Here is a 25,861-nt window from a genome sequence, read left to right as displayed (position 1 = left end):
CCGGCCCCTCAGCCCGCGGCGGGGCCGGGGGTCCCGGCCGGGAGCAGGGGGACGGCGTCCGGGCCGACGCCGCCCAGGTCGGGGGCCCGCCGGGCGAGCTCGGCCACGCTCTGTCCGGCCAGCACGGCGTCCCGGTCCATCAGGGCCCAGGGCACCAGCACGAACGCGCGGCAGTGCGCGCGCAGGTGCGGGACGGTGAGCTCCGGCTCGTCGAGGCGCAGGTCCCCGTAGACGATGATGTCGATGTCGAGCGTGCGCGGGCCCCAGCGCTCCGCGCGGGTGCGGTGGTGGCGCGCCTCGATCCCCTGGCAGACCTCGAGCAGCTCGAACGGGCTCAGGTCGGTGTCGACCTCCACGACGGCGTTGCGGAAGTCGTCCTGTCCCGCCGGCCCGCCCACCGGCTTGGAGCGCACGACGGGAGAGGCGCGGGTCAGCCGGATCCGGGGGTGGGCGGCCAGGTCGAGGGCCGCCCGGCGCAGGGTCTCCTCCCGGTCGCCGAGGTTCGCGCCGAGCGCGAGCACCACCGCCGTGCCCACCTCAGCGCTCCCGGTAGATGGTGACGGACACGTCGGAGAAGGTCACCTCGATGGGGGCCTTGGGCTTGTGCACGGTCACCTCCACCGCCTCGAGGGGGAAGTGCCCGAGCAGGTGCCGGGCGATCTGCTCGGCGAGCGTCTCGATGAGGTTGACGCTGGGGCCGGTGACGATGTCGCGGACCTGCTCGGCGACCTCCCCGTAGTGGGCGGTCAGGGTGACGTCGTCCGCGGCCCCGGCCGCGGACAGGTCCATGTACATCACGAGGTCCACGAAAAAGGGCTGCCCGCTGCGCTTCTCCTGGTCGAGGACCCCGTGGTAGCCCACGGCCCCGATGCCCAGGAGGTTGATCCGGTCGCGGCGCTCGGCCGGGCGCACGGCGGCCAGGGGGACGTGCTGGCGGCCCGCGCGCTCCCCGGCGCGCAGCCGCTCGGCGTCATCGCGGGACACGCGGTTCACGCGCGCTCACCCCCCGGGGCCACCGGCACGGCGGCGTCCGCCCGGGGGCGCAGCACGGGCGGCTCGACGCCGCGCCACGCGTGCGCGGCGGCGACCGCGTCGGCGCTGGAGCGCACGTCGTGCACGCGCACCGCCCACGCCCCGCCGTGGGCGGACAGGGCGCTGACGGCGGCGGTCGCGGCGTCCCGCTCCCCGGCGGGACGGGCCCGTCCGCCCTCCTCCAGCAGAGTGCCGAGGAAGCGCTTGCGGGACGCGCCCACGAGCACCTTGTGGCCGGTGGCGACGAGCCGCGGCAGGGCGCGCAGCAGCTCCCAGTTCTGGGCGCCGCGCTTGGCGAAGCCGAGCCCGGGGTCGAGGACCAGCTTCTCGGGGGCGAGCCCGGCGGAGAGGAAGCGGGCCCGCAGCCCGTCGATCTCCCCGAGCACCTCCCCCACGACGTCGTCGTAGACGGCGAGCGCGTCCATCGTGTCGGGGGTGCCGCGGGCGTGCATGAGGACGTACGGGACCTGCCGCTCGGCGACGAGCTCGACCATGTCGGGGGAGACGTTGAGCCCGGACACGTCGTTGACGATCTGCGCCCCGGCGTCCAGGACCGCCTCGGCGGTCGAGACGTGGAGCGTGTCGACGCTGACCACCACGCCGGCCGCGGCCAGGGCCTCGACCACCGGCAGGATGCGGCGGCGCTCCTCGGCCGGGGGGATCCGCTCGGAGCCCGGGCGGGTGGACTCCCCGCCGACGTCGACGACGTCGGCGCCGGCGGCCGCCATCGCCAGCCCGTGGGCGATCGCCGCCCCGGGCCCGGCGTGCTCGCCGCCGTCGCTGAAGGAGTCGGGGGTGACGTTGAGGATGCCCATGACCAGGGTCCGGTCCCGGGGCAGGTCCTCGAAGGAGCCCCAGCCGGCGGCGGGGCGGTCGGGGCGGGACGTCGTCGTCATCGGCTCAGCGCCCCAGGATGAGGCTCATGGCCTCGGCGCGGGTCGCGGGCTCGCGCAGCTGCCCGCGCACGGCGGAGGTCACGGTCTGGGCGCCGGGCTTGCGCACCCCCCGCATGGACATGCACAGGTGCTCGCACTCGACGACGACGATGACGCCCGCCGGCTGCAGGTGCTCCACGATCGCCTCGACGATCTGGGTGGTGAGCCGCTCCTGCACCTGCGGGCGCCGGGCGTAGAGGTCCACCAGCCGGGCGAGCTTGCTCAGGCCCGTGACCATCCCGTCGTGGCCGGGGATGTAGCCGACGTGGGCGTGGCCGTGGAACGGCACGAGGTGGTGCTCGCAGGTCGAGTAGAAGGGGATGTCCTTGACGAGGACCATCTCGGAGTGGCCGATGTCGAAGGTCGTGCCCAGCACCTCCGCCGGGTCCTGGTGCAGGCCCGCGAACATCTCCGCGTACGCCCGCGCCACCCGCCCCGGGGTGCCCTGCAGGCCCTCCCGGTCCGGGTCCTCGCCGATGGCGAGCAGCAGCTCCCGGACGGCCGCGGCGACGCGGGGCTGGTCAACCTCGCCCGCGCCGGCCCCCAGGGCCGGGTCGGGGTCGGGGTACGGCGGCTCGAACGCCTCCGCGCGCACGTCGTGCGTGCTCATGTGCTTCGTGCGGGCCTCGTGGGGCAACGCGCCCTCCTTCGGGATCTCCGGGTCCGCCGGGCGCAGGTCGGGGGACCCGCTCGGCTGTCGCTCCATCCTAGGCCACCGCCCCGCCGCGGCCGGGCTCAGTCCGTGGCGGTCGTGGAGCCCGAGGCGTCCCCGGGGGACACGGAGTGCCCGCGCTCCGGGACCTCGACCGGGTGCTCCGGCTTGGCCGCCACGGCCTGGTCCTGCGGGGCGAGGGTCGAGGGGTCCTGGGCGTGGAGCCGCCGGGCCTCCTCGCGCTCGGCCTGGGTGACCACCGGCGGGACGTCCGGGACGGGGCGGGTGTCCTTGGACAGCCACACCGGGCGCAGGTCGCGCTTGCGCACATCGCGGAAGATGTCGGCGATCTGCGCCTCGTTGAGGGTCTCGCGCTCCAGCAGCTCGAGGGCCAGCCGGTCGAGCACGTGGCGGTTGTCCAGGAGGATCTCGTAGGCCTCGTCGTGGGCCTGCTCGAGCAGGGCCCGGACCTCCTCGTCGACGATCGCGGCGGTGCGCTCGGAGTACTCCCGGCCGCTGCCGGCGGCGTCCCGGCCCAGGAACGGCTCGGAGCTGTCCCCGCCGAGCTTGATGGAGCCCACGCGCGCGCTCATCCCGTACTGGGTGACCATCTTGCGCGCGGTGTCGGTCGCCTTCTGGATGTCGTTGGACGCGCCCGTGGACGGGTCCCGGAAGACGATCTCCTCCGCGGCGCGCCCGCCCATGGCGTAGGCCATCTGGTCCAGCAGCTCGTTGCGGGTGGTCGAGTACTTGTCGTCCATGGGCATGACCATGGTGTAGCCCAGGGCCCGGCCGCGGGGCAGGATCGTGATCTTGGTGACCGGGTCCGTGTTGCGCAGGGCCGCGGCCACGAGCGCGTGGCCGCCCTCGTGGTAGGCGGTGACCTTGCGCTCGAGCTCCTTCATGATCCGGCTGCGCTTCTGCGGGCCCGCGATGACGCGGTCGATGGCCTCGTCCACGGCGCGGTCGTCGATCAGCTGCGCGTGGGAGCGGGCCGTCAGCAGGGCGGCCTCGTTCATCACGTTGGCGAGCTCGGCGCCGGTGAAGCCGGGCGTGCGCTTGGCCACGGACGCGAGGTCCACGTTGTCCGCGAGGGGCTTGCCCTGCGAGTGCACCCGGAGGATCTGCAGGCGGCCCTTCATGTCCGGGGCGTCCACGCCGATCTGCCGGTCGAATCGGCCCGGGCGCAGCAGGGCGGGGTCGAGCACGTCGGGGCGGTTGGTGGCGGCGATGAGGATGACGTTGGTCGTGGCGTCGAACCCGTCCATCTCGACGAGCAGCTGGTTGAGGGTCTGCTCGCGCTCGTCGTTGCCGCCGCCCATGCCGGCGCCGCGCTGGCGGCCCACGGCGTCGATCTCGTCGACGAAGATGATCGCGGGGGCGTTCTCCTTGGCCTGCTGGAAGAGGTCCCGCACGCGGGAGGCGCCCACGCCCACGAACATCTCGACGAAGTCCGAGCCGGAGATCGAGAAGAACGGCACGCCCGCCTCGCCGGCCACCGCGCGGGCGAGCAGGGTCTTGCCGGTGCCGGGGGGACCGTAGAGCAGCACGCCCTTGGGCACCTTCGCCCCGAGGGCGGTGAACCGGTCGCGCTCCACGAGGAACTGCTTGATCTCGTCGAGCTCCTGGACGGCCTCGTCCGCGCCGGCGACGTCGGCGAAGGTCACCGTGGGGTTGTCCTTGTCGAACATCTTGGCCCGGGAGCGCCCGAAGCGCATGACCTGCGAGCCGCCGCCCTGCATGCGGGAGAACACGAACCAGAAGATCGCGAGGATGATCAGGAACGGCAGCAGGAAGCCGATGAGGCTGGTGAACCAGTTCGACTCGACCGGCTGGTCGGTGAACCCCTCGAGGTCGGCCGCGTTCATGGCCCGCACGACCTCGTCGCCGCGCGGGGTGACGTAGTAGAACTCGACGTTGCGCCCGAGCTCCCGGCCGTCGAGGGTCAGGTCCTCCTTGAGCTGGAGCTCCACCTTCTGCTGGCCGTCGTAGATCTTCGCCTCGGCGACCTTGTCGTCGGCGAGCAGCCCCAGGCCCACGTTGGTGTCCACGCGCCCGGACGAGCCGGTGGTGAGCGTGCCCACGAGGGGGAAGAGGACCAGGACGGCCAGGAGCACCCAGAACCAGGGTCCCCTGAAGAAGTTGTTGGGTTTTTTCGCCGTGGCCAAGCCGCTGATCCTCCCGTGGATGGTTGTCCGGGCCCCCTCGGGCCCGGGCCCGCCCGGGGCCGGGTCCAGGGGACGCAGACCTACAATGTACAGCCCGCGCACCCGCGGACACCGGGAAGGGCCCCGGAGTTCCCTGTCAGCGGACAGCCGCCGCGGCGCCCGCCGGGAGAGCCCTCCCCGCGGGCCTCCGGCTCACTCGTAGACGTGCGGGGCGAGGGTCGCGATGCAGTCGAGGTTGCGGTACTTCTCGGCGTAGTCCAGGCCGTAGCCGACCACGAACTCGTTGGGGATGTCCCAGCCCACGTACTTGACGTCGATCGCCGTCTTGGCGGCCTCCGGCTTGCGCAGCAGCGCGCAGATCTCCACGGAGGCGGCCCGGCGCGAGACCAGGTTGGCCCGCAGCCAGGACAGGGTGAGACCGGAGTCGATGATGTCCTCGACGATGAGCACGTCACGGCCGGTGAGGTCGGTGTCGAGGTCTTTGAGGATGCGCACCACGCCGGAGGACTTGGTCCCCGACCCGTAGGAGGACACGGCCATCCAGTCCATGGGGTACTGGCCCTTGAGGGCGCGGCACAGGTCGGCCATGACCATCACCGCCCCCTTGAGCACCCCCACGAGCAGGACGTCGCGGCCCTGGTAGTCGGCGTCGACGGCCGCCGCCAGCTCGGCGATCTTGGCCTCGATGTCTTCCTTGGTGAACAGGACCTCGGTGAGGTCCCCGGGGACGTCCTCAGGCTTCACGGCGCTCCTCGTGCGGTGCGGAATCGGGTTCGGTGGCGGGTCCCGCGGGCCGCGGCCCGACGAGCTCGAGGTGCCCCGGGCCGCGCGTGCCGGCCGGCGGGCGCCTGCGCCACACCGACACCTTACCCGCCATCTGCACGGGCCCCGCGGCGCCGCGGCCCTCGGCGAAGGCGTCCAGCGCGCCGAGCCGCTCGTAGGCCGGGGTCTCCCCGCCGGCCGCGACGACGGCCGCGGACAGCGCCCGGCGGCGCAGGGCGGGGTGGGCCTGCTGCAGCACCCGCAGGTCGAGCGCCACGGCGGGCCCGCGCCCGGGGGCGGCGGCCCGGGCACGCCCCAGCAGCTCGTGGGCGGCGCCGTCCAGGAAGTCCGCGTCCGGGCCGAGGATCGCGGCGGAGCGGGCGAGCGCCCGCGCCAGGCCGGGCCCGAGCTCGGCCTCGAGCAGCGGCAGGACGCGGTGGCGGACCCGGGAGCGCATCAGGGACGTGTCGTGGTTGGTGGGGTCGTGCCACGGCTCGAGCCGCTCGGCGGCGCAGATCTCCAGGGTCTGCTCGCGGGAAAGGTCCAGGAAGGGGCGCAGGTACGTGACGCCGTCGAGCTCGCGCACCGGGAGCATGCCGGCGAGCGAGCGGGTGCCGGAGCCGCGGGCCAGGCCCAGCAGCACGGACTCCGCCTGGTCGTCCAGGGTGTGCCCGAGCAGCACGGCGTCGGCGCCGGTGCGGGCCACGACGGCCGCGATGCCGCCGTAGCGCGCGGTGCGGGCGGCCATCTCGGGCCCGCCCGCGTCCCGGTGCACGGTGACGGCCGTGACGACGACGGGGGCGAGACCGAGCTGCTCGAGGGTGCTGGCGGTGCGGGCAGCCACGTCGGCGGAGCCCTCCTGCAGGCCGTGGTCGACCACGACGGCACCCACGCGCAGGGCACCGCGCCGGGCGAAGTGGGCGGCGGCGGCGGCCAGCGCCAGGGAGTCGGGTCCGCCGCTGCAGGCGACGAGGAGCAGGGGGAGCTCGGCGGGGGGCGGGGGGAGGTGGCGGCGGACCGCGTCGAGCACACGGCGCCGCCCCGCGGCGACGTCGGGGGACAGTCGGCCGCGGCGGGCGAACTGGGTCACCCGCGGGCGTCCTCGCGGGCGGTCGCGGCCTGGCGCTGCTCGGCCTCCCGCACGGCGAGGCGCACGACCTTGGTGAGGGTGGGCGCGCCCTCCCCCAGCAGGTCGACCGCGACCTCGAGCTCGCGCAGCGGGACGACCGTGGCCAGCGCAGCCACGGTGTTGGTCTCGCTGTGGATCCCGGCCTGGATCTGGGTCGTGGACAGCACGGGCTGGGAGGCCTCCACCTCGGCGAGGGTCTCCTCGACCTCCGGGGTGCCGATCCGCTGCTCGAGCATGACCAGGCGCTCGTAGACCGCCGGGTTGCCGATCTTGATCCGGCGGCCGCTGTTGAGCTGCGACAGCATGGGGGCGGAGAGGCCGAGCACCTCGGCGAGCCGCCGCTGGGTGATGCCGTAGGCCTGCACGATGGCCCCGAAGCGCTCCGAGAGCGGCTGGCCGTAGAGCCTGACCTGCTGTTCGATGTTCTCTGTGCTCACGTGAAGATAGTGGCACAGAAATGTGATGTCACCTACCGCGTGTCGTGCTGTGACCGGTTTCGACACGCCGTGGACGATCGTCGACACCTTGATGAATTCGCATGTCAGCGGGGGGTGGGGAGAGCTCTACCACACCTTTCCCGGACCGGGGGCGGCCGGGCTCAGCGGGAGGGGGTCCCGGGGTCCAGCACGCGGGCGATCCAGCGCTCCGGGGCGTGGATCTCCGCCTCCGTGGGCAGGTGCTCCGGGGCCTCCCAGATCCGGTTGAACCCGTCGAGGCCCGCGGCCGCGACCACGGCGGTGACGAACTTCTGCCCGTCGCTGTACTGGCGCATCTTGGCGTCCATGCCCAGCAGCCGGCGCACGAACCGGTCGAGGGCGCCCTGCAGCTCCGAGCGCCGCTCGAAGCGGCGCCGGATGGTCTTCACCGTGGGCACCACGGAGGCGTCCACCCCGTCCATCACGAAGTTGGCGTGGCCCTCGAGCAGGCTCATGACCGCGGTGAGGTGGGACAGGATCTCCTTCTCCCGCGGGCCCATGAGCAGGCCCACGACGCCGAGCGAGGCGGCGGGCCGCCCGGCGTCCGGCGTCCGCCCGGTGAGCGAGCGGACGGCCTCCGTGAGCCGCTCCCGCAGGGACTCGGCCTGGCCCACGAGGGCGTCGGTGAGCTCCTGGATCTGCCCGAGCATGTGCTCGCGCAGCCACGGGGCGGCGGCGAACTGGACGCGGTGGGTCTGCTCGTGCAGGCAGACCCACAGCCGGAAGTCCTCGGGCTCGACGTTGAGCTCGCTCTCGACGGTGAGGATGTTGGGGGCCACGAGCATCAGCCGCCCGCCCGGGTGCCGCTGCGCGGCCGCGGCGGAGACGAGCCCCGCGTAGGGGTCGTACTGGCCGAGGACCTTCGCGGAGAGGAAGCCCAGCACCGCGGCCATCTCCATGGCGGTGGCGGTCCCGCCGAGCGCGGCGGCGGCGGCGCTGAACTGCTCCGGGCGCCGCCGCCGCAGGGCCTGGACGGCGGGCTCCATGAGCACCTCGAAGGCCTGGGCGTTGGCCCGGGCCCACCCGGCGCGGTCCACGACGAGGACCGTGGAGTCCCGCAGGTCGCGGGCGGCCTCCAGCCCGCTGATGCGGTGGACGTGGTCCACGGAGGCCTCGGCGTGGCGGCGCATGGACGTCACCGCCGCCTCCATGTCCCGGGCGGACATCCGGGGGCCGGCCGGGGTGATCCGGGCCGCGGCCTCCGCCGCGAGGTCCCACCGGACGAGGGCGGGCGCCTCGGCGTTCGGGGTGCGGTCTGCTGCGCTCATGCCCTCATGCAACCACACGCCCCTGGGAGCCGCCGTGGTGGCGCCAGGGAGCCCGCGCGTCCCGTCACAGTCGGGCGAGGGCGGCGACCGCGCGGTCGACGGCGTCCCGGGCCGCCGCGGGGTCGGAGACGTCGCCGAGCAGCACGGAGAACGTCAGCAGCCGGCCGCCGTCCGTGGTGACGTGGCCGCTGAGGGAGACCACGGTGTACAGCGTGCCCGTCTTCGCCCGGACGACCCCCTGGCCGGGGTGCTCGGGGGCGTCGTCGAACCGGTCGGCGAGGGTGCCGCCGCCGCCGGCCACCGGCAGGGCTCGGGCGCCGGGGGCGAGCGCCCCCGTGCCGTCCGTGGCCATCGCCCGCACCACGTGCTCCAGGGTGCGGGCGGAGAGGCGGTTGCGCAGGGACATCCCGGAGGCGTCCGAGAGCTCGGCGCCGGCCGCCGGGACCCCGTGCGCCGCGAGGGCCTCGGCCGCGGCGGCGCGCCCGCCGGCGATGCTGCCGGGATGCCCGGCGGCCGCCGCCGCGAGCCGCGAGAGGACCTCGGCGAGGTGGTTGTCGGAGTCCTGGACCATGAGCCGCGCCTGCTCGGCGAGCGTCGCCGACTCCACGGCGGCCAGCTCCTCGGCCCCCGCGGGGGCGCGGCCCGGGGCGATCGTCACGGCCGGCGGCCCGCCGGGCCCGGCGGGCAGCAGCTCCCGCAGCTCGGCGGCGAGGACGGCGGCCACGTCCCGGGCGGGCTCCTGCGGGCGCGCGGCCCCCGGGCCGTCCCCGTCGGGGACGCGGTGGGACCAGAACGCCATGGGGGCGACGGGCCCGATCCGGCCTGCGGCGATGTCCTCCGCGGCCCAGGCGTCGTTGAGGGCCGGACCGGCGAACAGCCCGGCGTCCCACCGGACGGTGACGGGGCCCGTGGTCCCGCGCGCGGCGAGCTGCCGCGCGGTCCGCTCGGCGAGGGTCCGGATGCCCGCCCGGCCCATGACCGCCGCGGGGTCGGAGCGGCCCGGGCTCAGGAGCGTGTCCCCGCCGGCGACGAGCACGACCGTGGCCGGGTCCTCCCCCGCGAGCACGCGCGTGCGCAGGCGCTCGCCGGGATCGGCGTGGGCGAGCAGCGACAGGAGCGTGACGAGCTTCTGGTTGGAGGCCGGGACCAGGGCCGCGTCCGCGTCCCGCTCCAGCAGCGGCTGCCCCGTGAGCGCATCGGCCACGAGCGCCGAGCGGCGCCCGGCCGGGACGCCGGCCAGCGCGGCGTCCACCGCCGCCGCCACCTCCCCCGGGGCGGGCGCGGGCGCCGCCGGGTCCGGGCGGACGGCCCCGGCGGGCGCCGGCGGGTCCGCGGGCACGGAGCGCGCCGCGGGCACGGCGTCCCCGCCCGGGCCCAGCAGCGGAGCCCAGTGCGGGTGCAGCCACGCGGCCACGCCCACGCAGCCGGCCGCGAGCAGGGCTGCGGCCGTGCGGGGGCGGAGGCGCCGCGGCGCCGGGAGCTGCTCATGGCCCCATTCTGGCCCGTCCGCCCGGCCCTCCCCGGCCCGCCCCACGGGGCCGCCCGCGCCCGGCGGTTACCGCCGCCCGCGGGGCCCCGACTATCGTGGGGACGGATCTGCCCACCCCGACGGGGCGGTGCGGCCCTCCCCGGCCGCCGTCAGCCCTGCCCAGTCCTTCCAGCACGAGGAGAAGCACCATGGAGATGGACGTCACCATCGAGATCCCGCGGGGATCGCGCGTCAAGTACGAGATCGACCACGAGACCGGCCGCCTGCGCCTGGACCGCGTCCTGTTCACGTCCATGCAGTACCCGGCGCACTACGGCTACTTCGAGGACACCCTCGGCGAGGACGGCGACCCCCTGGACGCCCTGGTCCTGCTCGACGTCGAGATCGTCCCGGGGGTCATCGTCGAGGCCCGCCCGATCGCCGTGTTCAACATGAACGACGAGGCCGGCGGGGACGCGAAGGTCCTGTGCGTGTCCACCGACAAGCGCTACGACCACATCCAGGGCCTCGACGACATCGACGAGTTCAAGCAGAAGGAGATCCAGCACTTCTTCGAGCGCTACAAGGACCTCGAGCCCAACAAGTGGGTCAAGGGCGAGGGCTGGGAGGGCAAGGAGACCGCCGAGCGCCTCGTCGTGGAGGCCCGCGAGCGCTTCGAGCAGTCCCACTTCGAGTCGGCCGCCGAGGCCGAGGCGAAGGCCGACGCCACCGACTGAGCGCCGGCAGGAGCGCACCCCGGGAGGGCCGGGGACCGTGACGGTCCCCGGCCCTCCCGCACCTCCGGGATCTACTACTGCAAATACATGAATTCCGTTATATTCGGGAGTGGCCGGCTCCGCCGGCCCGTCGGCCCAGATGCATCCCCCCATGGCATCCGGGCCGGCCGACCGGGATCGAGGTCTGCCGGTGAGCACCCGAGGGTGCCCGGCGGCGGCGGGGGTCCCCCCACCTGCGCCGCACCACCGATCTCTCCCGGTCCATCCCGGCGCCCGGGTCCCGGGCGCGGGGAGTCGGCCGGCAGGTCTGCGACCTGCCGGCCGATCCCCGTCCTGCTCCCGGTTCCCCGCCCGGCGCTTGTGACGTCCGGTCCCTGTGGTTCGATGGAGCCGGAACCGGGGACGGCCCCGGCCACGTCGAGAGGAAGCGCATGTTCCTGCTGGGCCCCGAGGCCGAGCTCGTCTTCTCGGCCAGCGACCTCGTGCGCGCCGCCGAGTGCCCGTACGCCGGGCTGTGCGTGCTCGACGAGCTGCTGGGGCGGGCGCCCCGGCGCCCGGAGCAGCGGGACGCCATGCTCGCCCGCACCGCCGAGCTCGGCGACGCCCACGAGCGCCGGGTCCTCGCGGACCACCTCCGCGCGTTCGGCCCGTGGGACCCCGCCACCGGCCGGGGGGTCCACGAGGTCGCGCACGCCCGCCGCACGGACCGGGCCGGGCTCACCGCCAAGCACGAGGAGACGCTCGCCGCCCTGCGCGCCGGCGCCGACGTCGTGTTCCAGGCCTCCTTCTTCGACGGCGCCTTCCACGGCCGCGCCGACTTCCTGGTCCGGTGCCCGGACGGGTCCTACGCCGTGCACGACACCAAGCTCGCCCGGCACGCGAAGGTCACCGCCCTGCTGCAGCTCGCCGCCTACGCCGACCAGCTCGAGCGCGCAGGGGTCCCCGTGGCCCCCGAGGTCGTGCTCGTGCTGGGCGACCGGCGGGAGGCCGTGTTCCCGGTCGCGGAGCACCTCGCGGTCTACCGCGAGCGCCGCGAGCGGTTCGTGGCGGCGACCGCGGCCCACCGCGCCCGCGCCGCCGCGGTGGACTGGCAGGACGACGCCGTGGCCCGCTGCGGCCGCTGCGAGCGCTGCGCGCGCTCCGTCGCGGAGCACCGGGACCTGCTGCTGACCGCCGGCATGTCCGTGCGCACGCGCCGGACGCTGCGCGAGCAGCACGGCGTGCGGACCGTCGACGAGCTGGCCGTCCTGCGGGACCGGCCGGGCCACCGGCTGCCCGCCGCGCTGCACCGGCTGCGGGACCAGGCGGCCATGCAGACCGGGCGCGGCGGGGAGGACGGGGCGGTCGACTACGTCGAGGGCGGCACGGCCCGCCGGGTGGCCTACCGGCTGCTCTCCACGGAGCCGGTCAGGCGGCTGCCCGCCCCGGACCCCGGGGACGTCTTCTTCGACTTCGAGGGCGACCCCCTGTGGCAGGACCCGCAGGACCCGACGTCCTGGGGCCTGGAGTACCTCTTCGGCGTCGTCGAGCAGCCCCCCTCCCCCGGCGCCGAGCCCGTGTTCCGGCCGTTCTGGGCGCACTCCCGCGCCCAGGAGCGGGAGGCGCTGCGGGACTTCCTCGACTACGTCGCCGCGCGGCGCCGGGCGCACCCCGGGATGCACGTCTACCACTACGCCAACTACGAGAAGGCCGCGCTGCGCCGGCTCTCCCTGGCCCACGCGGTGGGCGAGGACGTCGTCGACGGGCTGCTGCGCGAGGGCGTGCTCGTGGACCTCTACGACACCGTGCGCGGGAGCCTGCGGCTGTCCGAGAGCTCGTACTCCATCAAGAAGCTGAAGCCGCTGTACATGGGCGGGCGGCTGCGCGGCGGGGACGTCGTCGACGCGGGGGCCTCCGTGGTCGCCTACGCCGGCTCCTGCGCCGCGCGGGACGCCGGGCGCACCGGGGAGGCCGAGCGGATCCTCGCCGGGATCGCCGACTACAACGCCTACGACTGCCTCTCCACCCTGCGGCTGCGCGACTGGCTGCTCGGGCTCGCCGGGATCTCCCCCGACCCGGCCGCCCACCGGGGCCGGCCCGTCCAGGAGGTGCTCGCGCTGCCGGAGCCCGTGCCCGGGGAGGAGGTCCCGGACGGCGAGCAGCGGCTGCGGGCGTTCCTCGACGAGCCCGGCGCCCTGCAGCTGCTGGGCGCGCAGGAGCGCACCGCCGTGGCCATGGTCGCCTCGGCCACCGGGTACCACCGGCGGGAGCGCAAGCAGTACTGGTGGTCGCACTTCGACCGGCTCGAGGGCCCCGTGGAGGACTGGGAGGACGCCCGCGACGTCGTCGTGCTGCACCGCGTCGCGGTCCTGCAGGACTGGGCCCCGGACCCGGAGCGGCCCCGCGCCGCCCCGACCCGGCTGCTGCGGGCCACCGGCCGGCCCGGCCGCGGCACCGTCCTGCGCCCCGGGGCGAAGGACCTGTTCCTCATGTACGCCCCGCCCGTGCCCCCGCACCTGGCCGAGGACGCCGCGCGGCGCGCGAGCGGGCGCTCCGGGGAGTGGACCGCGGCCCTCGAGGAGCTCGAGGAGCACGAGGACGGCACGGTCGTGCTCACGCTGCGGGAGCGGCTGCGCCGGCCGAGGGGCGCTCCCGCGCCCGAGCCGTGGGCCGCGCTGCCGATGGCGCTGACCCCGGCCACGCCCCTCGCGACCGCCGCCCTCGAGGAGTCCCTGCAGGCGCTCGCCGCGCGCACCGCCGACGCCCTGCCGCAGCTGCCCCGGCACCCGGGGCTGGACCTGCTGCTGCGCCGCCCGCCGCGCCCGGCCGGCGGCGAGGCGCTGCCCGCCCCGCACGACGGCCCGGGCGGGACCGTCGACGCCGTGGTGGACGCGCTGGCCGGCCTCGACCGCGGCTTCCTGGCGGTGCAGGGCCCGCCCGGCAGCGGCAAGACGTTCCTGGGCTCGCACGTGGTCGGCCGCCTCGTGGACGCCGGGTGGCGGATCGGGGTCGTGGCGCAGTCCCACGCCGTGGTCGAGAACCTGCTCTCCGGGGTGGCAGGGAAGGGCGGGGTCGACCCGCAGCGGATCGCCAAGAAGCCGGCCACGGGCGAGCCCGCGGACCGGCCGACGCCGTGGCAGAAGGTCGCCGGCAAGGACTTCGCCCGCTTCCTGGACGAGGGCGGCGCCGTCGTGGGCGGCACCGCCTGGGACTTCTCGAGCGGGAAGCACCTCGACGACGAGGCCCTGGACCTGCTCGTGGTCGACGAGGCCGGGCAGTTCTCCCTGGCCAACACGCTGGCCGTCTCCCGCGCCGCCCGGCGCCTGCTGCTGCTGGGCGACCCCCAGCAGCTGCCCCAGGTCTCCCAGGGCACCCACCCGCTGCCCGTGGACGAGTCGGCGCTCGGCTGGCTCTCGCACGGCGCCCCCACGCTGCCGGCCCGGTTCGGCTACTTCCTCGACCGCACGTGGCGGCTGCACCCGCAGCTGTGCGAGCCCGTCTCGGAGCTCTCCTACGCCGGACGGCTGCGCTCGGCCCCGGCCGCGGCGGGCCGGGAGCTGACCGGCGTGGCCCCCGGGCTGCGCACCTGCTACGTCGACCACGCCGGCAACGTCACGGCCTCCCCCGAGGAGGCCGAGCGCGTCGTCGCCCTCGTGCGGGAGTTCGTGGGCACGCCGTGGCGCCCCGCCCCGGACGCGGAGCCCGTGGCGCTCGGGCCCGGGGACGTGCTCGTGGTCGCCGCCTACAACGCGCAGGTCGAGCTCATCGGCCGGGAGCTCGTGGCCGCGGGCCTGCGCGACGCCGACGGCGGCGGGGTCCGCGTGGGCACCGTGGACCGGTTCCAGGGGCAGGAGGCGCCCGTGGTGATCGTGTCCATGGCCGCCTCCGCGCCCGAGGGACCGCGCGGCATGGAGTTCCTGCTCATGCCGAACCGGCTCAACGTGGCGGTCTCGCGCGGGCAGTGGTGCGCCGTCCTCGTGCGCTCCCCCGCCCTCACCGACTACCTGCCCGCCACGCCCGAGGGGCTGCAGGTGCTCGGCCGCTTCACCCGGCTGTGCCGCCGCGGGGAGCCCGCGGGGACGCCGTGAGCGCCGGCAGCTCCGCCCGCGTGCCCTACGTCCTGCACTTCGAGGGCAGGACGGTGGTGCTCGGCGAGCCGGCCCACCTCGAGGAGCTCGACGCCCTGCTGCGCTCCGGCGGCGTCGACACCCGGCCGACGTACTGGCACGGCATGCGGGCGCACGAGCCCGGCGCCGCGCTCAACAGCGTGGGCACGGACCTCACCGCCGGGCAGTTCTGGGACCGGGTGGACGCCGGGGTCTTCGCCGCCGCGCGGTGGCCCGTGGACGTCGACGGACCCCTCTACCTGCCCGCCCCGCCGGGGTGGCTGCAGCGCGCCCGCGCGTGGGACTACGACCCCGTGGCCCCGGCCCTGGGCGCCGCCGAGCCCGGGGGCTGGCTGCGCGTGCCCGGGTGGGCGGGCACGGAGAACAATGACGCCGGGGCGCCCGTGGGGCTGCTCCAGCTCACCGACCCGGGCTCCTTCTGGGTGCTCGGCTCCGACGCCGACGTCCTGGAGGTCGCCGAGATCGGCAAGGAGCTGGCGCGCTACCGGCTCGGCTTCGACCGGCTCGCCGCCTACTTCGGCCCCGACGACCGGATCGGGTGCCTGCGCCTGCCCCTGCTGTGCCGGGAGCCCCTCGAGGACGAGCTGATCGCCCGCGGGGTGGACATCGAGCCCCGGTTCTGGGAGTGAGCCGCGTCCCCGCCGCCCCGGGAGCCCCGGTGGCCGATACTGGGAGCGTGTACGTCGTGACCCTCGACCAGCGCCGCCGCGGGGGCGGCGACCCGGCGGCCCTGGTGCGCCGGCTCGCGTCCCTGGACGCCGTGGTGCCGTTCCAGCGCGCCCGGGAGCACACGGTGCAGGGCATCACCGGCGGCCCCGCGGCGGCCGTCGAGGCGGCGCTGGCGGGGCTGCGGGGCGGGGCGTGGAGCGTGGGGATCGGCGTGGGCCCGGTCCACCTGCAGACGGCCGTGGACGAGGAGGGGCGCGCGGGGCTGCGCGCCGAGGGCCCCGGCACGGTGCACGGGCGGGCGGCGGCCGGTGCGGCGCTCGGCACGGCCCGGGTGCCGGTGTGCGTCGCGGCCGCCGACGCGCCGGCCGCCGCCCAGGCGCAGGCCGTCCTGCGGCTGCTCGGGCGGATCGTGCTGGAGCGCAGCGAGGCGGAGTGGCGCGTCGTCGACCTGCTGGTCCCCGGGGCACGGGGGCAGCAGAAGGTCGTGGCCGCGGAGCTCGGCATCACCCCGCAGGCCGTGTCCAAGGCGGTCGCCCGCTCCTTGTGGCAGGACGAGTGGGACGCCCGCCCCGCGGCGGCGCGGCTGCTGGGCCTGTGCGAGCCCGGGGAGCCGGGCACGGGCCCCGTCCGCGCGTAGGCCCGGCGCTCGGTGCCGGGCGCCGCTCAGAGCAGGGAGCGCAGGACCGCGGCGACGCCGTCCTCGTACACGCTGTGCGTGACCTCGTGGCAGGCGGCCGCGACCTCGTCCGGGGACTGGCCCATGGCCACGCCCCGGGCGGCCCAGTCGAGCATCTCGATGTCGTTGCGCCCGTCGCCGACCGCGACGGTGTGGGAGGGGTCCACGCCGAGCCGGCGGCGGACCTGCTCCAGGGCGCTGGCCTTGGTGACGCCGCTGGCCGCGATGTCCAGCCAGGCGCTCCAGCCCACGGAGTAGGTCACGCCGTGCAGGCCGGCCTCGTCGATGGCCTCGGCGAACTCCTCCGGGGTGTGCTCCGTGCTGTAGACGACCATGCGCACGGCGTCCATGCCGGCCAGCTGGTGGAGGTCCACGCCGACGGCCTCGATCCCGAAGGAGGGGTCCTGGAAGCGCTCGGTGGAGTAGAACGAGCCGTCCGCGGTCTCGAGGGCGAACTTCGCGGTGGGCAGCCGCTCCTCCAGCGCCACCAGGGCCTGGCTCGGGTCGAAGGACACGCACTCCAGCACGCGGTGGTAGTCGGGCAGGCCGGGGTCGAGCTCCAGGGTCATCCCGCCGTTGGAGCAGACGGCGTAGCCGCGCTCCTGGCCGATGAGCTCGATCACGGGCAGGGTGGCGCCCTTGGAGCGCCCGGTCGAGATGACCACGTGGTGGCCCGCGGCGAGCACGGCCTGCGCGGCCTCGCGCACCGCCGGGGACATGTGGCCGTCGTGGTCCACGAGGGTGCCGTCGACGTCGAGGGCCACGAGGTACTGGACGCCCGCTTCCTTCTTCCACCCGTTCGAGCGCGGCGGGTGGACCTTCAGCGGGATCCGGACGTCAGCGGCGGAGCGCTGGCGGGCGGGAGCGGTGGTGCCACCGGCCGTGTCCGTGAGGTCCTCCGAGTGCTCGACCTTCAGCGGGACGGTGGAATTGATGCCGACGAGTTCGTGCTGGTCCTCGGTGCCAGCGATCTTCTCTTTTGTCATGCGGGTCATGGTGCCACATCAGTCCGACAGGATGACCATGATTTCGGCAAGAGATGAATTCGCGTCGAACAGTGCACCACAAGTGGGGACGGCTCAGCGCAGCACCGGGATGGTCTCCTGGCCCCGCAGGTACGGCCGCAGCGCCTCGGGCACGCGCACGGAACCGTCCGGCCGCTGGTGCGTCTCGAGGATGGCCACCAGCCACCGGGTGGTCGCGAGGGTCCCGTTGAGCGTGGCCACGGCCCGGGTCCCGCCCTTGCGCACCTTGCCGTCGGGGCCGGTGGTGTCGGCCGTGCGCTCGCGGACGTTGAGCCGGCGGGCCTGGTACGTGGTGCAGTTGGAGGTCGAGCTCAGCTCGCGGTAGCGGCCCTGCGTGGGCACCCAGGCCTCGCAGTCGAACTTGCGGGCGGCCGAGGCGCCGAGGTCGCCGGCCGCGGTGTCGATGACGCGGTAGGCCAGCTCGCACCGGGCGAGCATCTCCTCCTCCCAGGCGAGCATCCGGGCGTGCTCGGCCTCGGCCTGCTCCTGCGCGCAGTAGACGAACATCTCGAGCTTGTTGAACTGGTGCACGCGGATGATGCCGCGGGTGTCCTTGCCCCCGGAGCCGGCCTCGCGCCGGTAGCACGAGGACCACCCGGCGTAGCGCAGCGGGCCCGCGGAGAGGTCGAGGATCTCGTCGGCGTGGTAGCCGGCCAGGGGCACCTCCGAGGTGCCCACCAGGTACAGGTCGTCCTTGCCGACGTGGTAGATCTCGTCCGAGTGGGCGACGTCGAAGCCGGTGCCGCTCATGATCTCGGGGCGCACCAGGCTGGGGGTGGTCACGGGGACGAAGCCGTTGTCCAGGGCCAGGTCCTGGCCCATGAGCAGCAGCGCGGTCTCGAGGCGGGCGACGTCCCGCTTGAGGAAGTAGAACCGGGCGCCGGAGACCTTGGCCCCGCGCTCCATGTCGATGCCGTCCACGAGCTCCCCGATCTCGAGGTGGTCGCGGGGCTCGAAGCCCTCCGCGGCGAAGTCACGGGGCTCGCCCACCGTGCGCAGCACCGTGTAGTCGTCCTCGCCCCCGGCGGGCACCCCTTCCAGGACGAGGTTCTCGACGACGGCGACGAGCTCGTCCTGCCGCGCCCGGGCGGCCTCGGCGGCCGCCTGGGCCCCCTTGACGCGCGCGGCGAGGTCCTTGACCTCGGCGAGCAGGGCCGTCTTCTCGTCGCCCTGAGCGCGGGCGACCTTCTTGCCGAACGCGTTCTGCTCGGCGCGCAGGGCCTCGTGCTCGGTGATCAGGGTGCGGCGCTCGACGTCCGCCTCCAGGATCCGGTCGATCAGGGAGACGTCGGCCCCCCGGGCGCGCTGGGAGGCGCGGAAGACGTCGGGGTTCTCGCGGAGCTGGTTGATGTCGATCACCCGAACAGCGTACCCAAGACGGGCGCGGGGACCGGGTTAGGCTGTGAGCACTGCGGATGCCCGCGGCGCCGCGGCACGTGCGCCGCGCCCGGACCCGTCCCCGACCCCGAGGAGCTCCTCCGTGACCGCACACCCTCCCGCTCCCCAGCGGGTCGCCGTCGTGATCAACCCCATCAAGGCCGACGCCGACGTCGCGCGGGACGCCATCGTCATCGCGTGCCGCAAGGGCGGGTTCCCGGACCCCGTGTTCTTCGAGACCGCGGAGGACGACCCGGGCTTCTCCATGACGGAGCGGGCCCTCGAGCAGGGCTTCGACCTCGTCCTGGCCGCCGGCGGGGACGGCACCGTCCGGTCCGTGGCGGAGGTGCTCATGGGCCACGACGTCCCGCTGGGGCTGCTGCCGCTGGGGACGGGCAACCTCCTGGCCCGCAACCTGGGCGCAGATCTCGGCGACCCGCACCGCAACGTGGACATCGCCCTGTTCGGCGACGAGCGGGCGATCGACATGGCCAGCTTCCGCGTGGAGCTCGAGGACGGGCAGGTGCAGGACCACGGCTTCTGCGTCATGGGCGGGGCGGGCTTCGACGCCCAGATCATGACCGACACCAAGGACGAGCTGAAGAAGCTCGTCGGCTGGGCCGCCTACGGGGAGGCGGGCGTGCGGCACCTGTTCGCCCCTCCCCGCTGGGCGCGGTTCCGGATCGACGACGGCGAGTGGCAGAGCCGCCGGGTCCGCTCCATCATGGCCGCCAACTGCGGCATCCTCACCGCGGGCATGATCCTGGTCCCCCAGGCGAAGATCAACGACGGCGTCCTCGACGTCGTGGTGATGTCCCCGCGCAGCACGCTGGAGTGGGCGCTGATGGCCGCGAAGGTCGTCTTCCGGCAGCGCCGGGACCTGCCGGTGATCGAGTTCTTCACCGGCCGGAAGGTGCGCGTGGAGTTCCACGAGCCCATCGAGTCCCAGGTCGACGGGGACGGCACCGGGGTGATCCGCGCGTTCGAGTCGGAGATCCGCCCGGGCGTGCTCTCCGTGCGGGTCCCGCCGTCGCAGGCCGACTGAGGCCGGCCGCGCCCGTCCGTCACGCCGTGCCCGGCGGGGCCTCCCCCACGGGCCGCGCGCCCCGGGGGCCGAGGCCCTGCAGCCCCGCCACCCACGCCTGGGCGTCGCGGAAGGCCCCGTCCGAGTGGTGGTCGGCGACGGCCGCCGGCTTCCGGTCCGCGCGCGGGTAGGAGCCGAGGAACCGGGTGCTCGGGCAGACCCGGCGCAGGCCCACCAGGGCGTCGGCCACCCGGGCGTCGTGGATGTGCCCGTCGACGTCCACGCTGAAGAAGTACTCGCCGAGGTAGTTGCCCGTGGGCCGGGACTCGATCCGCGAGAGGTTGACCCCGCGCGTGGCGAACTGCTCGAGGATCTCCATCAGCGCACCGGCCCGGTCCTCCCACAGGGGGATGACGAGCGTCGTGCGGTCGGCCCCCGTGCGCGGGGGCAGGGGCGCGTCCGGCGGCGCGACGAGGACGAACCGGGTCACGGCGCCGCGGTTGTCGCCGATGTCCTGCGCGAGCACCTCCAGCTCGGGGTGCTGCTGGACGACCACGGGCGAGCAGACGGCGGCGTCGAAGCCCGGCGCCTCCCCGGCCCGTCCCGGCAGCAGCGCCAGCGCGGCGGCGGCCGTGGAGGACGCGGGGACGTAGCCGGCGCCGGGCAGGTGCGCCTCCATCCAGCCCCGCACCTGCGCCCAGGCGTGGGAGTGGGTGGAGACGGTCCGCACGTCGGACAGGGCCGTCCCCGGCGGCGCCACGAGGACGAACCGGACGGGCACGAGGGCCTCCCGCACGATGCGCAACTCCGTGCCCGTCGCCACGGCGTCGAGGGTGACCGTCACCCCGCCCTCGACGGAGTTCTCGATGGGCACCATGGCGGCGTCCACCTCCCCCGACCGGACGGCGGCCAGCGCGACGGGCACGGAGGACACGGGGACGCGCTCGGCCTCGCGCGCGCCCTCCACGCCCAGCAGCGCGGCCTCGGTGAAGGTGCCGGCGGGGCCCAGGTAGGCGTACCTCACCGGACGGTCGGCGTCTCGCCGGTCTCGGAGACCATCGGCTTGCCGGCGTCGGCCCACGCGCCCATCCCGCCCAGCACGTTGATCGGGTCGAAGCCGTACTGCTGCAGGTAGGCCGTGGCCTTGAGGGAGCGCCCGCCGGAGCGGCAGATCACGTACACGTCCTCGTCCACGGCGACCTCGCCGTAGCGCTCGGGGAGCAGGCCGAGCGGGATGTGCTGGGCGCCGGCGATGTGCCCGGCCTCCCACTCGAAGTCCTCGCGCACGTCCAGGACGCGCGCGCCCTCGGGGATCTCCTCGACCGAGGCGCTGGGGAGGTTGTCGACGTTGTCCATGGTCGGGGTCCTCTCGTGGGGAACGGGTTGTCCGGGCACCAGCCTAGTTCCCGGGCGGGCACAGGATCCCCACCCGGGCGGAGCCGCCGGCGCCCCGGCGGGGACCCGGCCGGGGACTAAGCTGTCCCCGGTCCGCGAGCGCGACGGGAGGAGGCCCCATGATCACGGTCGCGCACGTGCTCGGGCTGCCCGGCCTGGGCCTGGAGGCGGTGGTCGAGGGGGACACCGGCGCCGCGGTGAGCTGGGTCGCCACGAGCGAGCTGGCGGATCCCACGCCCTACCTCGAGGGCGGGGAGATCGTCCTGTTCACGGGCATCGACAGCGCCGTCCGGCGGCGCTCCTGGCCCGACTACGCGCGGCGGCTGGCCGGCAGGGGCGTGGTGGCCCTCGGGATGGGGGTCGGGGAGCACCTGTCGTACACCGGCGTGCCCGATCCCCTCGCGCAGGCCTGCCGCGAGGCGGGGCTGACGCTGTTCCGCGTGCCCGAGCGCACGCCGTTCCTCGGGATCATCCGGGCGGTGGCCGACATGCGGGCCGCCCAGGAGCGGACGGACCTGGAGGCGATGCTGTCCATGCAGCGGGCGCTCACGAGGGCCGCCGTGGGCGCCGACGGCCCGGCGCTGGTCCTGCGCTCCCTGGCCTCCCAGCTGGAGGGCAGCTGGGTGGCCGTGTGCACCGCGGACGCCGAGGTCGTGCGCCAGTCCGGTCCCCCCGTTGCCGTCCTGCCCTCGGACCGGACGCTGGGCGAGCTCGTCGGCCGCCTGCGCTCCGCCCGGCTGCGCGGCTCGCTGAGCGAGTCCGGGCCGCGCGGGAGCATCGCCATCCACCCCCTCGGGGTCCAGGGCACCCCGCAGAGCTACCTGGTCGTCGTCCTGCCCCGCGCCTTCGAGCGGCTCGAGGTCGCGGTCATCACCACCGCGGTGGCCCTGCTCTCCCTGCACGCGGAGAGAGCCGTGGAGCAGGCCCTGTTCCGGCGCAGGATCCGGGCGGGCGCCCTCTCCCTGCTGCTGAGCGGGGACGTGCGCTCCGCGGACGCGCTGCTGGCCGTCGCCGGGACCGGGAGCTGGTCGGCCACGGCGCGCCGCGTGCGGGTCGTGCGGCTGCGCGGCGGCGCCGACCAGCTCCAGGAGGGGATCCGCCGGATCGAGGCGTACGTCGACCGGACCTCCCGCCCGGTGCTGGTCGGCACGCCGACGGCGGAGGCCTCGGGCGAGGAGAGCGCCGCCGTGCTCCTGGAGGACCTGCCCGACCAGCTGGCCGAGCTGCGCGGCGTCGTCGAGCTGTCGGGCCTGCGTGCCGGCATCGGCGGCGCGGCGGACGTCCACGACGCGCGCACCAGCGCCCGCGAGGCCCTCGAGGCGCTCGAGCGCACCTCGGCCCGGCACCGCATCGGCGCGTGGGAGGACGCCGTGGCGGGCGGCATCGCGGGGCTCCTCCCGCCCGGGACGGGCCGGATCTACGCCCAGGAGCTGCTCCGGCCCGTCCGGGAGCGCGAGGACGGCGGCGAGCGGCTGCTGCCCGTCCTGCGCACGTTCCTCACCCACAACGGCAACCGGCGGCAGACCGCCGCGGAGCTCGGGATCCACCGCAACACCCTGCTGCAGCGGCTGCAATCGATCGAGCAGGCCCTGGGCCGGTCGCTGGAGGACCCCCAGGTGCGCGCCGAGCTGTGGATCGCGCTCCAGCTGGCCGGGACCTGAGCGTCCTCCGCCACTGTCCATCATGCACAATCACCAGGCGTATTTTGTCACACATGCTGAACGGCTGTGACGCTAGTCTCAGCGTGTCGGCGCAGGTCGGCGGTCCCCGCTGCGGGTCCCGCCCGTCCCGGCGGTGCACCGCCGCGCCGTCGACGCCGTTCCCTTCCCGCACGCCCAGCAAAGGACAGCCGATGACGCCGAACGTTCTTCCCTTCCCGGAGGTCGTGGACGGGAGCCTGAGCCCCGGCGGACCGCTCGGGGACGCCCAGGCGCAGCTGGCCGCGGCCGTGGCCACCCTGGGCTACGAGCCGGGCCTGCACGAGCTGCTCGCCCGCCCGCGCCGGGAGATGACCGTCTCCGTGCCGCTGCGCCGCGACGACGGGTCGGTGGAGATCCTCACCGGCCACCGGGTCCAGCACAACTTCTCCCGCGGCCCGGCCAAGGGGGGCCTGCGCTTCGCGCCCAACGTGGACCTGGACGAGGTGCGCGCCCTGGCGATGTGGATGACCTGGAAGTGCGCCCTGCTCGACGTCCCCTACGGCGGGGCCAAGGGCGGGGTCCGCATCGACCCCCGGAACTACTCCCAGGCCGAGCTGGAGCGGGTGACCCGCCGCTACACCTCCGAGATCCTGCCGATCATCGGGCCGGAGCGCGACATCCCCGCCCCGGACATCGGCACCGACGAGCGGACCATGGCCTGGATGATGGACACCTACTCGGTCTCCTCCGGCTACACCGTGCCCGGAGTGGTCACCGGCAAGCCCGTGTCCCTGGGCGGGTCCCTGGGCCGGGCCTCGGCCACCTCGGCCGGCGTCGTGCACGTCGCCCTGGCCGCCCTGGCCCACCGCGGGATCCCGGTGGCCGGCGCGACCGCGGCGGTGCAGGGCTTCGGCAAGGTCGGCGCCGGGGCAGCACAGTTCCTGGCCGAGGCCGGGGTGACCGTCGTGGCCGTGAGCGACCAGTACGGCGCCGTCCACGCCGCGGGCGGACTCGACGTGCCCGCCCTGCAGGCCCACGTGGCGGCCACCGGCAGCGTCGTCGGCTTCGGCGGCGGCGAGGTCCTGGACCCGCCGGCGCTGCTGGAGCTCGCCGTGGACCTGCTGGTGCCCGCCGCCGTCGAGGGCGTCCTGCACGGCGGCAACGCCGAACGCGTGCGGGCGAGGATCGTCGTGGAGGGCGCCAACGGCCCCACCACGGGCGAGGCCGACCGGATCCTGGACGAGGCCGGGGTGCTGGTGGTGCCCGACATCCTCGCCAACGCCGGCGGGGTGATCGTCTCCTACTTCGAGTGGGTGCAGTCCAACCAGGCGTACTGGTGGTCGCGGCAGGAGGTGGACGACCGCCTGGAGCGCCGCATGCTCCAGGCGTGGGACGGCGTGCTGGCCACGGCCGGCGCCCGCGGTCTCACGCTGCGCGAGGCCGCCACCGTCACCGCGGTCGAGCGGGTGGCCGACGCCCACCTCACCCGGGGGCTCTACCCCTGAGCACCGGCGCGGACGGCAACACCCCGGCAACACCCGCGCCCTACCCTGGTGCCACGACCTGGCATCCGCCGGACGGAGGACCTCCTCCGGCACCTTAAGATGGACGGGCGGGCCCAGTGCTGTCGCCCGCCCGTCCGACCATCCCTGTGACGCACCCGAGGCACCGGCGCCCGGTGTCGAAGCGTCGAGCAAGAGAGGCTGTACAGATGAGCATCACGGACAAGGCTCCCGGCACCACGAGCGGGATCGACCGGGCCAGGATCGAGGAGGTCCTGGGCAGGACGCCGAAGGGGCTGCTGATCAACGGGGCCTGGCGGGCGGCCAGTGACGGGGGCACCTTCGAGGTGGAGAACCCGGCGACGGGGGAGGTCATCGCGACCCTGGCCTCGGCCACCCGGGCCGACGCCGCCGCGGCCATGGACGCCGCCGCGACCGCCCAGGAGGGGTGGGCCCGGACCTCGGCGAGGTCCCGGTCGGAGATCCTGCGAGCCGCCTTCGACCTGGTCGTGGAGCGGGCGGAGGACCTGGCGCTGCTGATGACCCTGGAGATGGGCAAGCCCTTCGCGGAGGCCCTGGGGGAGGTGAAGTACGGGGGGGAGTTCCTGCGCTGGTTCTCCGAGGAGGCCGTGCGCGACTACGGCCGCTACGTGGAGTCCCCCGAGGGGAACCTGCGGATGCTGGTCACCCGCAAGCCGGTGGGCCCGTGCCTGCTGATCACCCCGTGGAACTTCCCGCTGGCGATGGCCACCCGCAAGGTCGCCCCGGCCGTGGCCGCCGGGTGCACCATGGTGCTCAAACCCGCCCGGCTCACCCCGCTGACCAGTCAGTACTTCGCCGCGCTCATGCTCGAGGCCGGCATCCCGGCCGGGGTGCTCAACGTGGTCTCCTCCGCCTCGGCCGCTGACGTGTCGGAGCCGATCATGGCCGACCCGCGGCTGCGGAAGGTCTCCTTCACCGGCTCCACCCCGGTGGGCAAGCAGCTGATGAAGGCCGCCACCGACCAGGTGCTGCGCACCTCCATGGAGCTGGGCGGCAACGGGCCGCTGATCGTCTTCGAGGACGCCGACATCGACAAGGCCGTGGCCGGGGCGATGGCGGCGAAGATGCGTAACATGGGCGAGGCCTGCACCGCGGCCAACCGCCTGCTCGTCCACGAGGACGTCGCCGAGCAGTTCGTCGCCAAGCTCGCCGAGCAGATGGGAGCCCTCACCGTCGGCAATGGCGTGGACGAGGGAGTGCAGGTGGGGCCGCTGGTGGAGGCCAAGGCCCGCGACTCCGTGGAGGCCTTCGTCAACGACGCCGTCGAGCGCGGCGCCAAGGTCGTCGTGGGGGGTGCGCGGATCGAGGGCCCGGGCTACTTCTTCGCCCCGACCCTGCTCACCGACGTGCCCCACGACGCGCGGGTGGTGCGCGAGGAGATCTTCGGCCCCGTCGCCCCCGTCGTCACGTTCTCCACCGAGGACGAGGCGGTGGCGCTGGCGAACGCCACCGAGTACGGGCTGGCCTCCTACGTGTTCACCGAGAACATCTCGAGGGGCCTGCGCATCGGCGACCGCATCGAGTTCGGCCTGATGGGCCTCAACGTCGGGGTGATCTCCAACGCCGCCGCCCCCTTCGGCGGAGTCAAGCAGTCCGGGCTGGGCCGCGAGGGCGGGGCCGAGGGCCTCGCCGAGTACACCACCACCCAGTACATCGGCGTCGAGAACCCCTGGGGCAACCTCCCGCCCTCCGGCGCAGGCACCCCCGCCTGAGACCGGCCCGGCACGAACACACTCCACATCGGTGCGGTCGCCGCAGGACGCGGCGGCCGCACCCGT

22 protein-coding genes are annotated in these 25,861 nt (G+C 75.0%); 8 read left to right on the top strand and 14 right to left on the bottom strand.

Features of this window, described 5'->3' with window-relative positions; all coding sequences use genetic code 11:
- Positions 1–8: 8 nt before the first annotated feature.
- The 10 genes from folK to dacB all read right to left on the bottom strand — a co-directional run bounded on the left by folK (position 9) and on the right by dacB (position 9,836).
- Positions 9–536 (bottom strand): 2-amino-4-hydroxy-6-hydroxymethyldihydropteridine diphosphokinase, encoded by a 528-nt coding sequence (folK, locus tag ACYSMR_RS11850; protein WP_251333222.1) that lies wholly within the window; start codon positions 534–536, stop codon positions 9–11.
- 1 nt (position 537) lies between these two features.
- The gene (gene folB, locus ACYSMR_RS11845) at positions 538–993 is read right to left on the bottom strand and encodes a dihydroneopterin aldolase (RefSeq protein WP_251333223.1); all 456 of its coding nucleotides are present in this window, start codon (positions 991–993) and stop codon (positions 538–540) included.
- Positions 990–1,928 carry a dihydropteroate synthase gene (gene folP, locus ACYSMR_RS11840; protein ID WP_461745430.1) on the bottom strand — a complete coding sequence of 313 codons (939 nt, stop codon included), beginning with the start codon at positions 1,926–1,928 and terminating at the stop codon, positions 990–992. The genes folB and folP overlap by 4 nt, the downstream gene beginning before the upstream one ends.
- A gap of 4 nt (positions 1,929–1,932) precedes the next feature.
- Positions 1,933–2,673: a GTP cyclohydrolase I FolE gene (gene folE, locus ACYSMR_RS11835; RefSeq protein WP_251333225.1), complete on the bottom strand. Its 741-nt coding sequence runs from the start codon at positions 2,671–2,673 to the stop codon at positions 1,933–1,935.
- 29 nt (positions 2,674–2,702) lie between these two features.
- On the bottom strand, positions 2,703–4,787 hold the full coding sequence (gene ftsH / locus ACYSMR_RS11830) for an ATP-dependent zinc metalloprotease FtsH (protein ID WP_461745428.1): 2,085 nt from the start codon (positions 4,785–4,787) through the stop codon (positions 2,703–2,705).
- A gap of 192 nt (positions 4,788–4,979) precedes the next feature.
- A complete protein-coding gene (gene hpt, locus ACYSMR_RS11825; RefSeq protein WP_251333227.1) occupies positions 4,980–5,531 on the bottom strand; it encodes a hypoxanthine phosphoribosyltransferase in 552 nt (183 codons plus the stop codon).
- Entirely contained in the window at positions 5,521–6,639 is a 1,119-nt protein-coding gene (gene tilS, locus ACYSMR_RS11820; RefSeq protein ID WP_461745425.1) for a tRNA lysidine(34) synthetase TilS, read from the bottom strand. The genes hpt and tilS overlap by 11 nt, the downstream gene beginning before the upstream one ends.
- Positions 6,636–7,115 (bottom strand): DNA-binding protein, encoded by a 480-nt coding sequence (locus tag ACYSMR_RS11815; RefSeq protein WP_251333229.1) that lies wholly within the window; start codon positions 7,113–7,115, stop codon positions 6,636–6,638. The genes tilS and ACYSMR_RS11815 overlap by 4 nt, the downstream gene beginning before the upstream one ends.
- 161 nt (positions 7,116–7,276) lie before the next feature.
- Complete coding sequence (locus ACYSMR_RS11810; protein ID WP_461745422.1) at positions 7,277–8,422, bottom strand: zinc-dependent metalloprotease; 1,146 nt, start codon at positions 8,420–8,422, stop codon at positions 7,277–7,279.
- 64 nt (positions 8,423–8,486) lie between these two features.
- Positions 8,487–9,836 carry a D-alanyl-D-alanine carboxypeptidase/D-alanyl-D-alanine endopeptidase gene (gene dacB / locus ACYSMR_RS11805; RefSeq protein ID WP_461745420.1) on the bottom strand — a complete coding sequence of 450 codons (1,350 nt, stop codon included), beginning with the start codon at positions 9,834–9,836 and terminating at the stop codon, positions 8,487–8,489.
- A 263-nt stretch (positions 9,837–10,099) separates the two neighbouring features.
- On the opposite strand from dacB, the gene ACYSMR_RS11800 reads away from it, so the two are divergent.
- The 4 genes from ACYSMR_RS11800 (at position 10,100) to ACYSMR_RS11785 (ending at position 16,039) form a co-directional block, all read left to right on the top strand.
- Complete coding sequence (locus ACYSMR_RS11800; RefSeq protein ID WP_251333232.1) at positions 10,100–10,627, top strand: inorganic diphosphatase; 528 nt, start codon at positions 10,100–10,102, stop codon at positions 10,625–10,627.
- Between the two features lie 431 nt (positions 10,628–11,058).
- Positions 11,059–14,694, top strand: coding sequence for a TM0106 family RecB-like putative nuclease (locus ACYSMR_RS11795; protein WP_461745418.1), 3,636 nt, complete (start codon positions 11,059–11,061; stop codon positions 14,692–14,694).
- Positions 14,691–15,362, top strand: coding sequence for a hypothetical protein (locus ACYSMR_RS11790; protein ID WP_251333234.1), 672 nt, complete (start codon positions 14,691–14,693; stop codon positions 15,360–15,362). Before ACYSMR_RS11795 ends, ACYSMR_RS11790 begins: the two co-directional genes overlap by 4 nt.
- Before the next feature lie 47 nt (positions 15,363–15,409).
- Positions 15,410–16,039: a hypothetical protein gene (locus ACYSMR_RS11785; RefSeq protein WP_251333235.1), complete on the top strand. Its 630-nt coding sequence runs from the start codon at positions 15,410–15,412 to the stop codon at positions 16,037–16,039.
- Positions 16,040–16,065: 26 nt separating this feature from the next.
- On the opposite strand, the gene ACYSMR_RS11780 is transcribed toward ACYSMR_RS11785, so the two are convergent.
- Positions 16,066–17,073: an HAD family hydrolase gene (locus tag ACYSMR_RS11780; protein WP_309125894.1), complete on the bottom strand. Its 1,008-nt coding sequence runs from the start codon at positions 17,071–17,073 to the stop codon at positions 16,066–16,068.
- A gap of 84 nt (positions 17,074–17,157) precedes the next feature.
- Complete coding sequence (serS, locus tag ACYSMR_RS11775; RefSeq protein ID WP_461745415.1) at positions 17,158–18,462, bottom strand: serine--tRNA ligase; 1,305 nt, start codon at positions 18,460–18,462, stop codon at positions 17,158–17,160.
- Positions 18,463–18,583: 121 nt separating this feature from the next.
- Between serS and ACYSMR_RS11770 the strand changes: the two genes are divergently transcribed.
- A complete protein-coding gene (locus ACYSMR_RS11770; protein WP_251333238.1) occupies positions 18,584–19,525 on the top strand; it encodes a diacylglycerol/lipid kinase family protein in 942 nt (313 codons plus the stop codon).
- A gap of 19 nt (positions 19,526–19,544) precedes the next feature.
- Here ACYSMR_RS11770 and pheA read toward each other — a convergent pair whose 3' ends face one another.
- Positions 19,545–20,528, bottom strand: coding sequence for a prephenate dehydratase (gene pheA / locus ACYSMR_RS11765; protein ID WP_251333239.1), 984 nt, complete (start codon positions 20,526–20,528; stop codon positions 19,545–19,547).
- Positions 20,525–20,860 carry a rhodanese-like domain-containing protein gene (locus ACYSMR_RS11760; protein ID WP_251333240.1) on the bottom strand — a complete coding sequence of 112 codons (336 nt, stop codon included), beginning with the start codon at positions 20,858–20,860 and terminating at the stop codon, positions 20,525–20,527. Before ACYSMR_RS11760 ends, pheA begins: the two co-directional genes overlap by 4 nt.
- A 158-nt stretch (positions 20,861–21,018) precedes the next feature.
- On the opposite strand from ACYSMR_RS11760, the gene ACYSMR_RS11755 reads away from it, so the two are divergent.
- The 3 genes from ACYSMR_RS11755 to ACYSMR_RS11745 all read left to right on the top strand — a co-directional run bounded on the left by ACYSMR_RS11755 (position 21,019) and on the right by ACYSMR_RS11745 (position 25,795).
- On the top strand, positions 21,019–22,560 hold the full coding sequence (locus ACYSMR_RS11755; RefSeq protein WP_461745412.1) for a PucR family transcriptional regulator: 1,542 nt from the start codon (positions 21,019–21,021) through the stop codon (positions 22,558–22,560).
- A gap of 191 nt (positions 22,561–22,751) precedes the next feature.
- Positions 22,752–24,044, top strand: a complete 1,293-nt coding sequence (locus tag ACYSMR_RS11750; RefSeq protein ID WP_309125899.1) for a Glu/Leu/Phe/Val family dehydrogenase — start codon at positions 22,752–22,754, stop codon at positions 24,042–24,044.
- Between the two features lie 206 nt (positions 24,045–24,250).
- Entirely contained in the window at positions 24,251–25,795 is a 1,545-nt protein-coding gene (locus ACYSMR_RS11745; RefSeq protein ID WP_461745410.1) for an NAD-dependent succinate-semialdehyde dehydrogenase, read from the top strand.
- Positions 25,796–25,861 lie beyond the last annotated feature (66 nt).

It is taken from the genome of Kocuria sp. U4B, from assembly GCF_054875615.1.
The sequence above is the reverse complement of the archived record's forward strand: the minus strand, read 5'-3'. Positions and strand labels throughout refer to the sequence as shown.

What these genes read in the sequence shown, in the direction of transcription:
- ACYSMR_RS11755 (WP_461745412.1), top strand. Translation starts at nt 21,019, where the DNA reads ATGATCACGGTCGCGCACGTGCTCGGGCTGCCCGGCCTGGGCCTGGAG.
- ACYSMR_RS11810 (WP_461745422.1), bottom strand. Translation starts at nt 8,422, where the DNA reads ATGAGCGCAGCAGACCGCACCCCGAACGCCGAGGCGCCCGCCCTCGTC.
- ACYSMR_RS11780 (WP_309125894.1), bottom strand. Translation starts at nt 17,073, where the DNA reads ATGACCCGCATGACAAAAGAGAAGATCGCTGGCACCGAGGACCAGCAC.
- ACYSMR_RS11795 (WP_461745418.1), top strand. Translation starts at nt 11,059, where the DNA reads ATGTTCCTGCTGGGCCCCGAGGCCGAGCTCGTCTTCTCGGCCAGCGAC.
- folP (WP_461745430.1), bottom strand. Translation starts at nt 1,928, where the DNA reads ATGACGACGACGTCCCGCCCCGACCGCCCCGCCGCCGGCTGGGGCTCC.
- ACYSMR_RS11745 (WP_461745410.1), top strand. Translation starts at nt 24,251, where the DNA reads ATGAGCATCACGGACAAGGCTCCCGGCACCACGAGCGGGATCGACCGG.
- ACYSMR_RS11800 (WP_251333232.1), top strand. Translation starts at nt 10,100, where the DNA reads ATGGAGATGGACGTCACCATCGAGATCCCGCGGGGATCGCGCGTCAAG.
- folE (WP_251333225.1), bottom strand. Translation starts at nt 2,673, where the DNA reads ATGGAGCGACAGCCGAGCGGGTCCCCCGACCTGCGCCCGGCGGACCCG.
- ACYSMR_RS11760 (WP_251333240.1), bottom strand. Translation starts at nt 20,860, where the DNA reads ATGGACAACGTCGACAACCTCCCCAGCGCCTCGGTCGAGGAGATCCCC.
- ACYSMR_RS11750 (WP_309125899.1), top strand. Translation starts at nt 22,752, where the DNA reads ATGACGCCGAACGTTCTTCCCTTCCCGGAGGTCGTGGACGGGAGCCTG.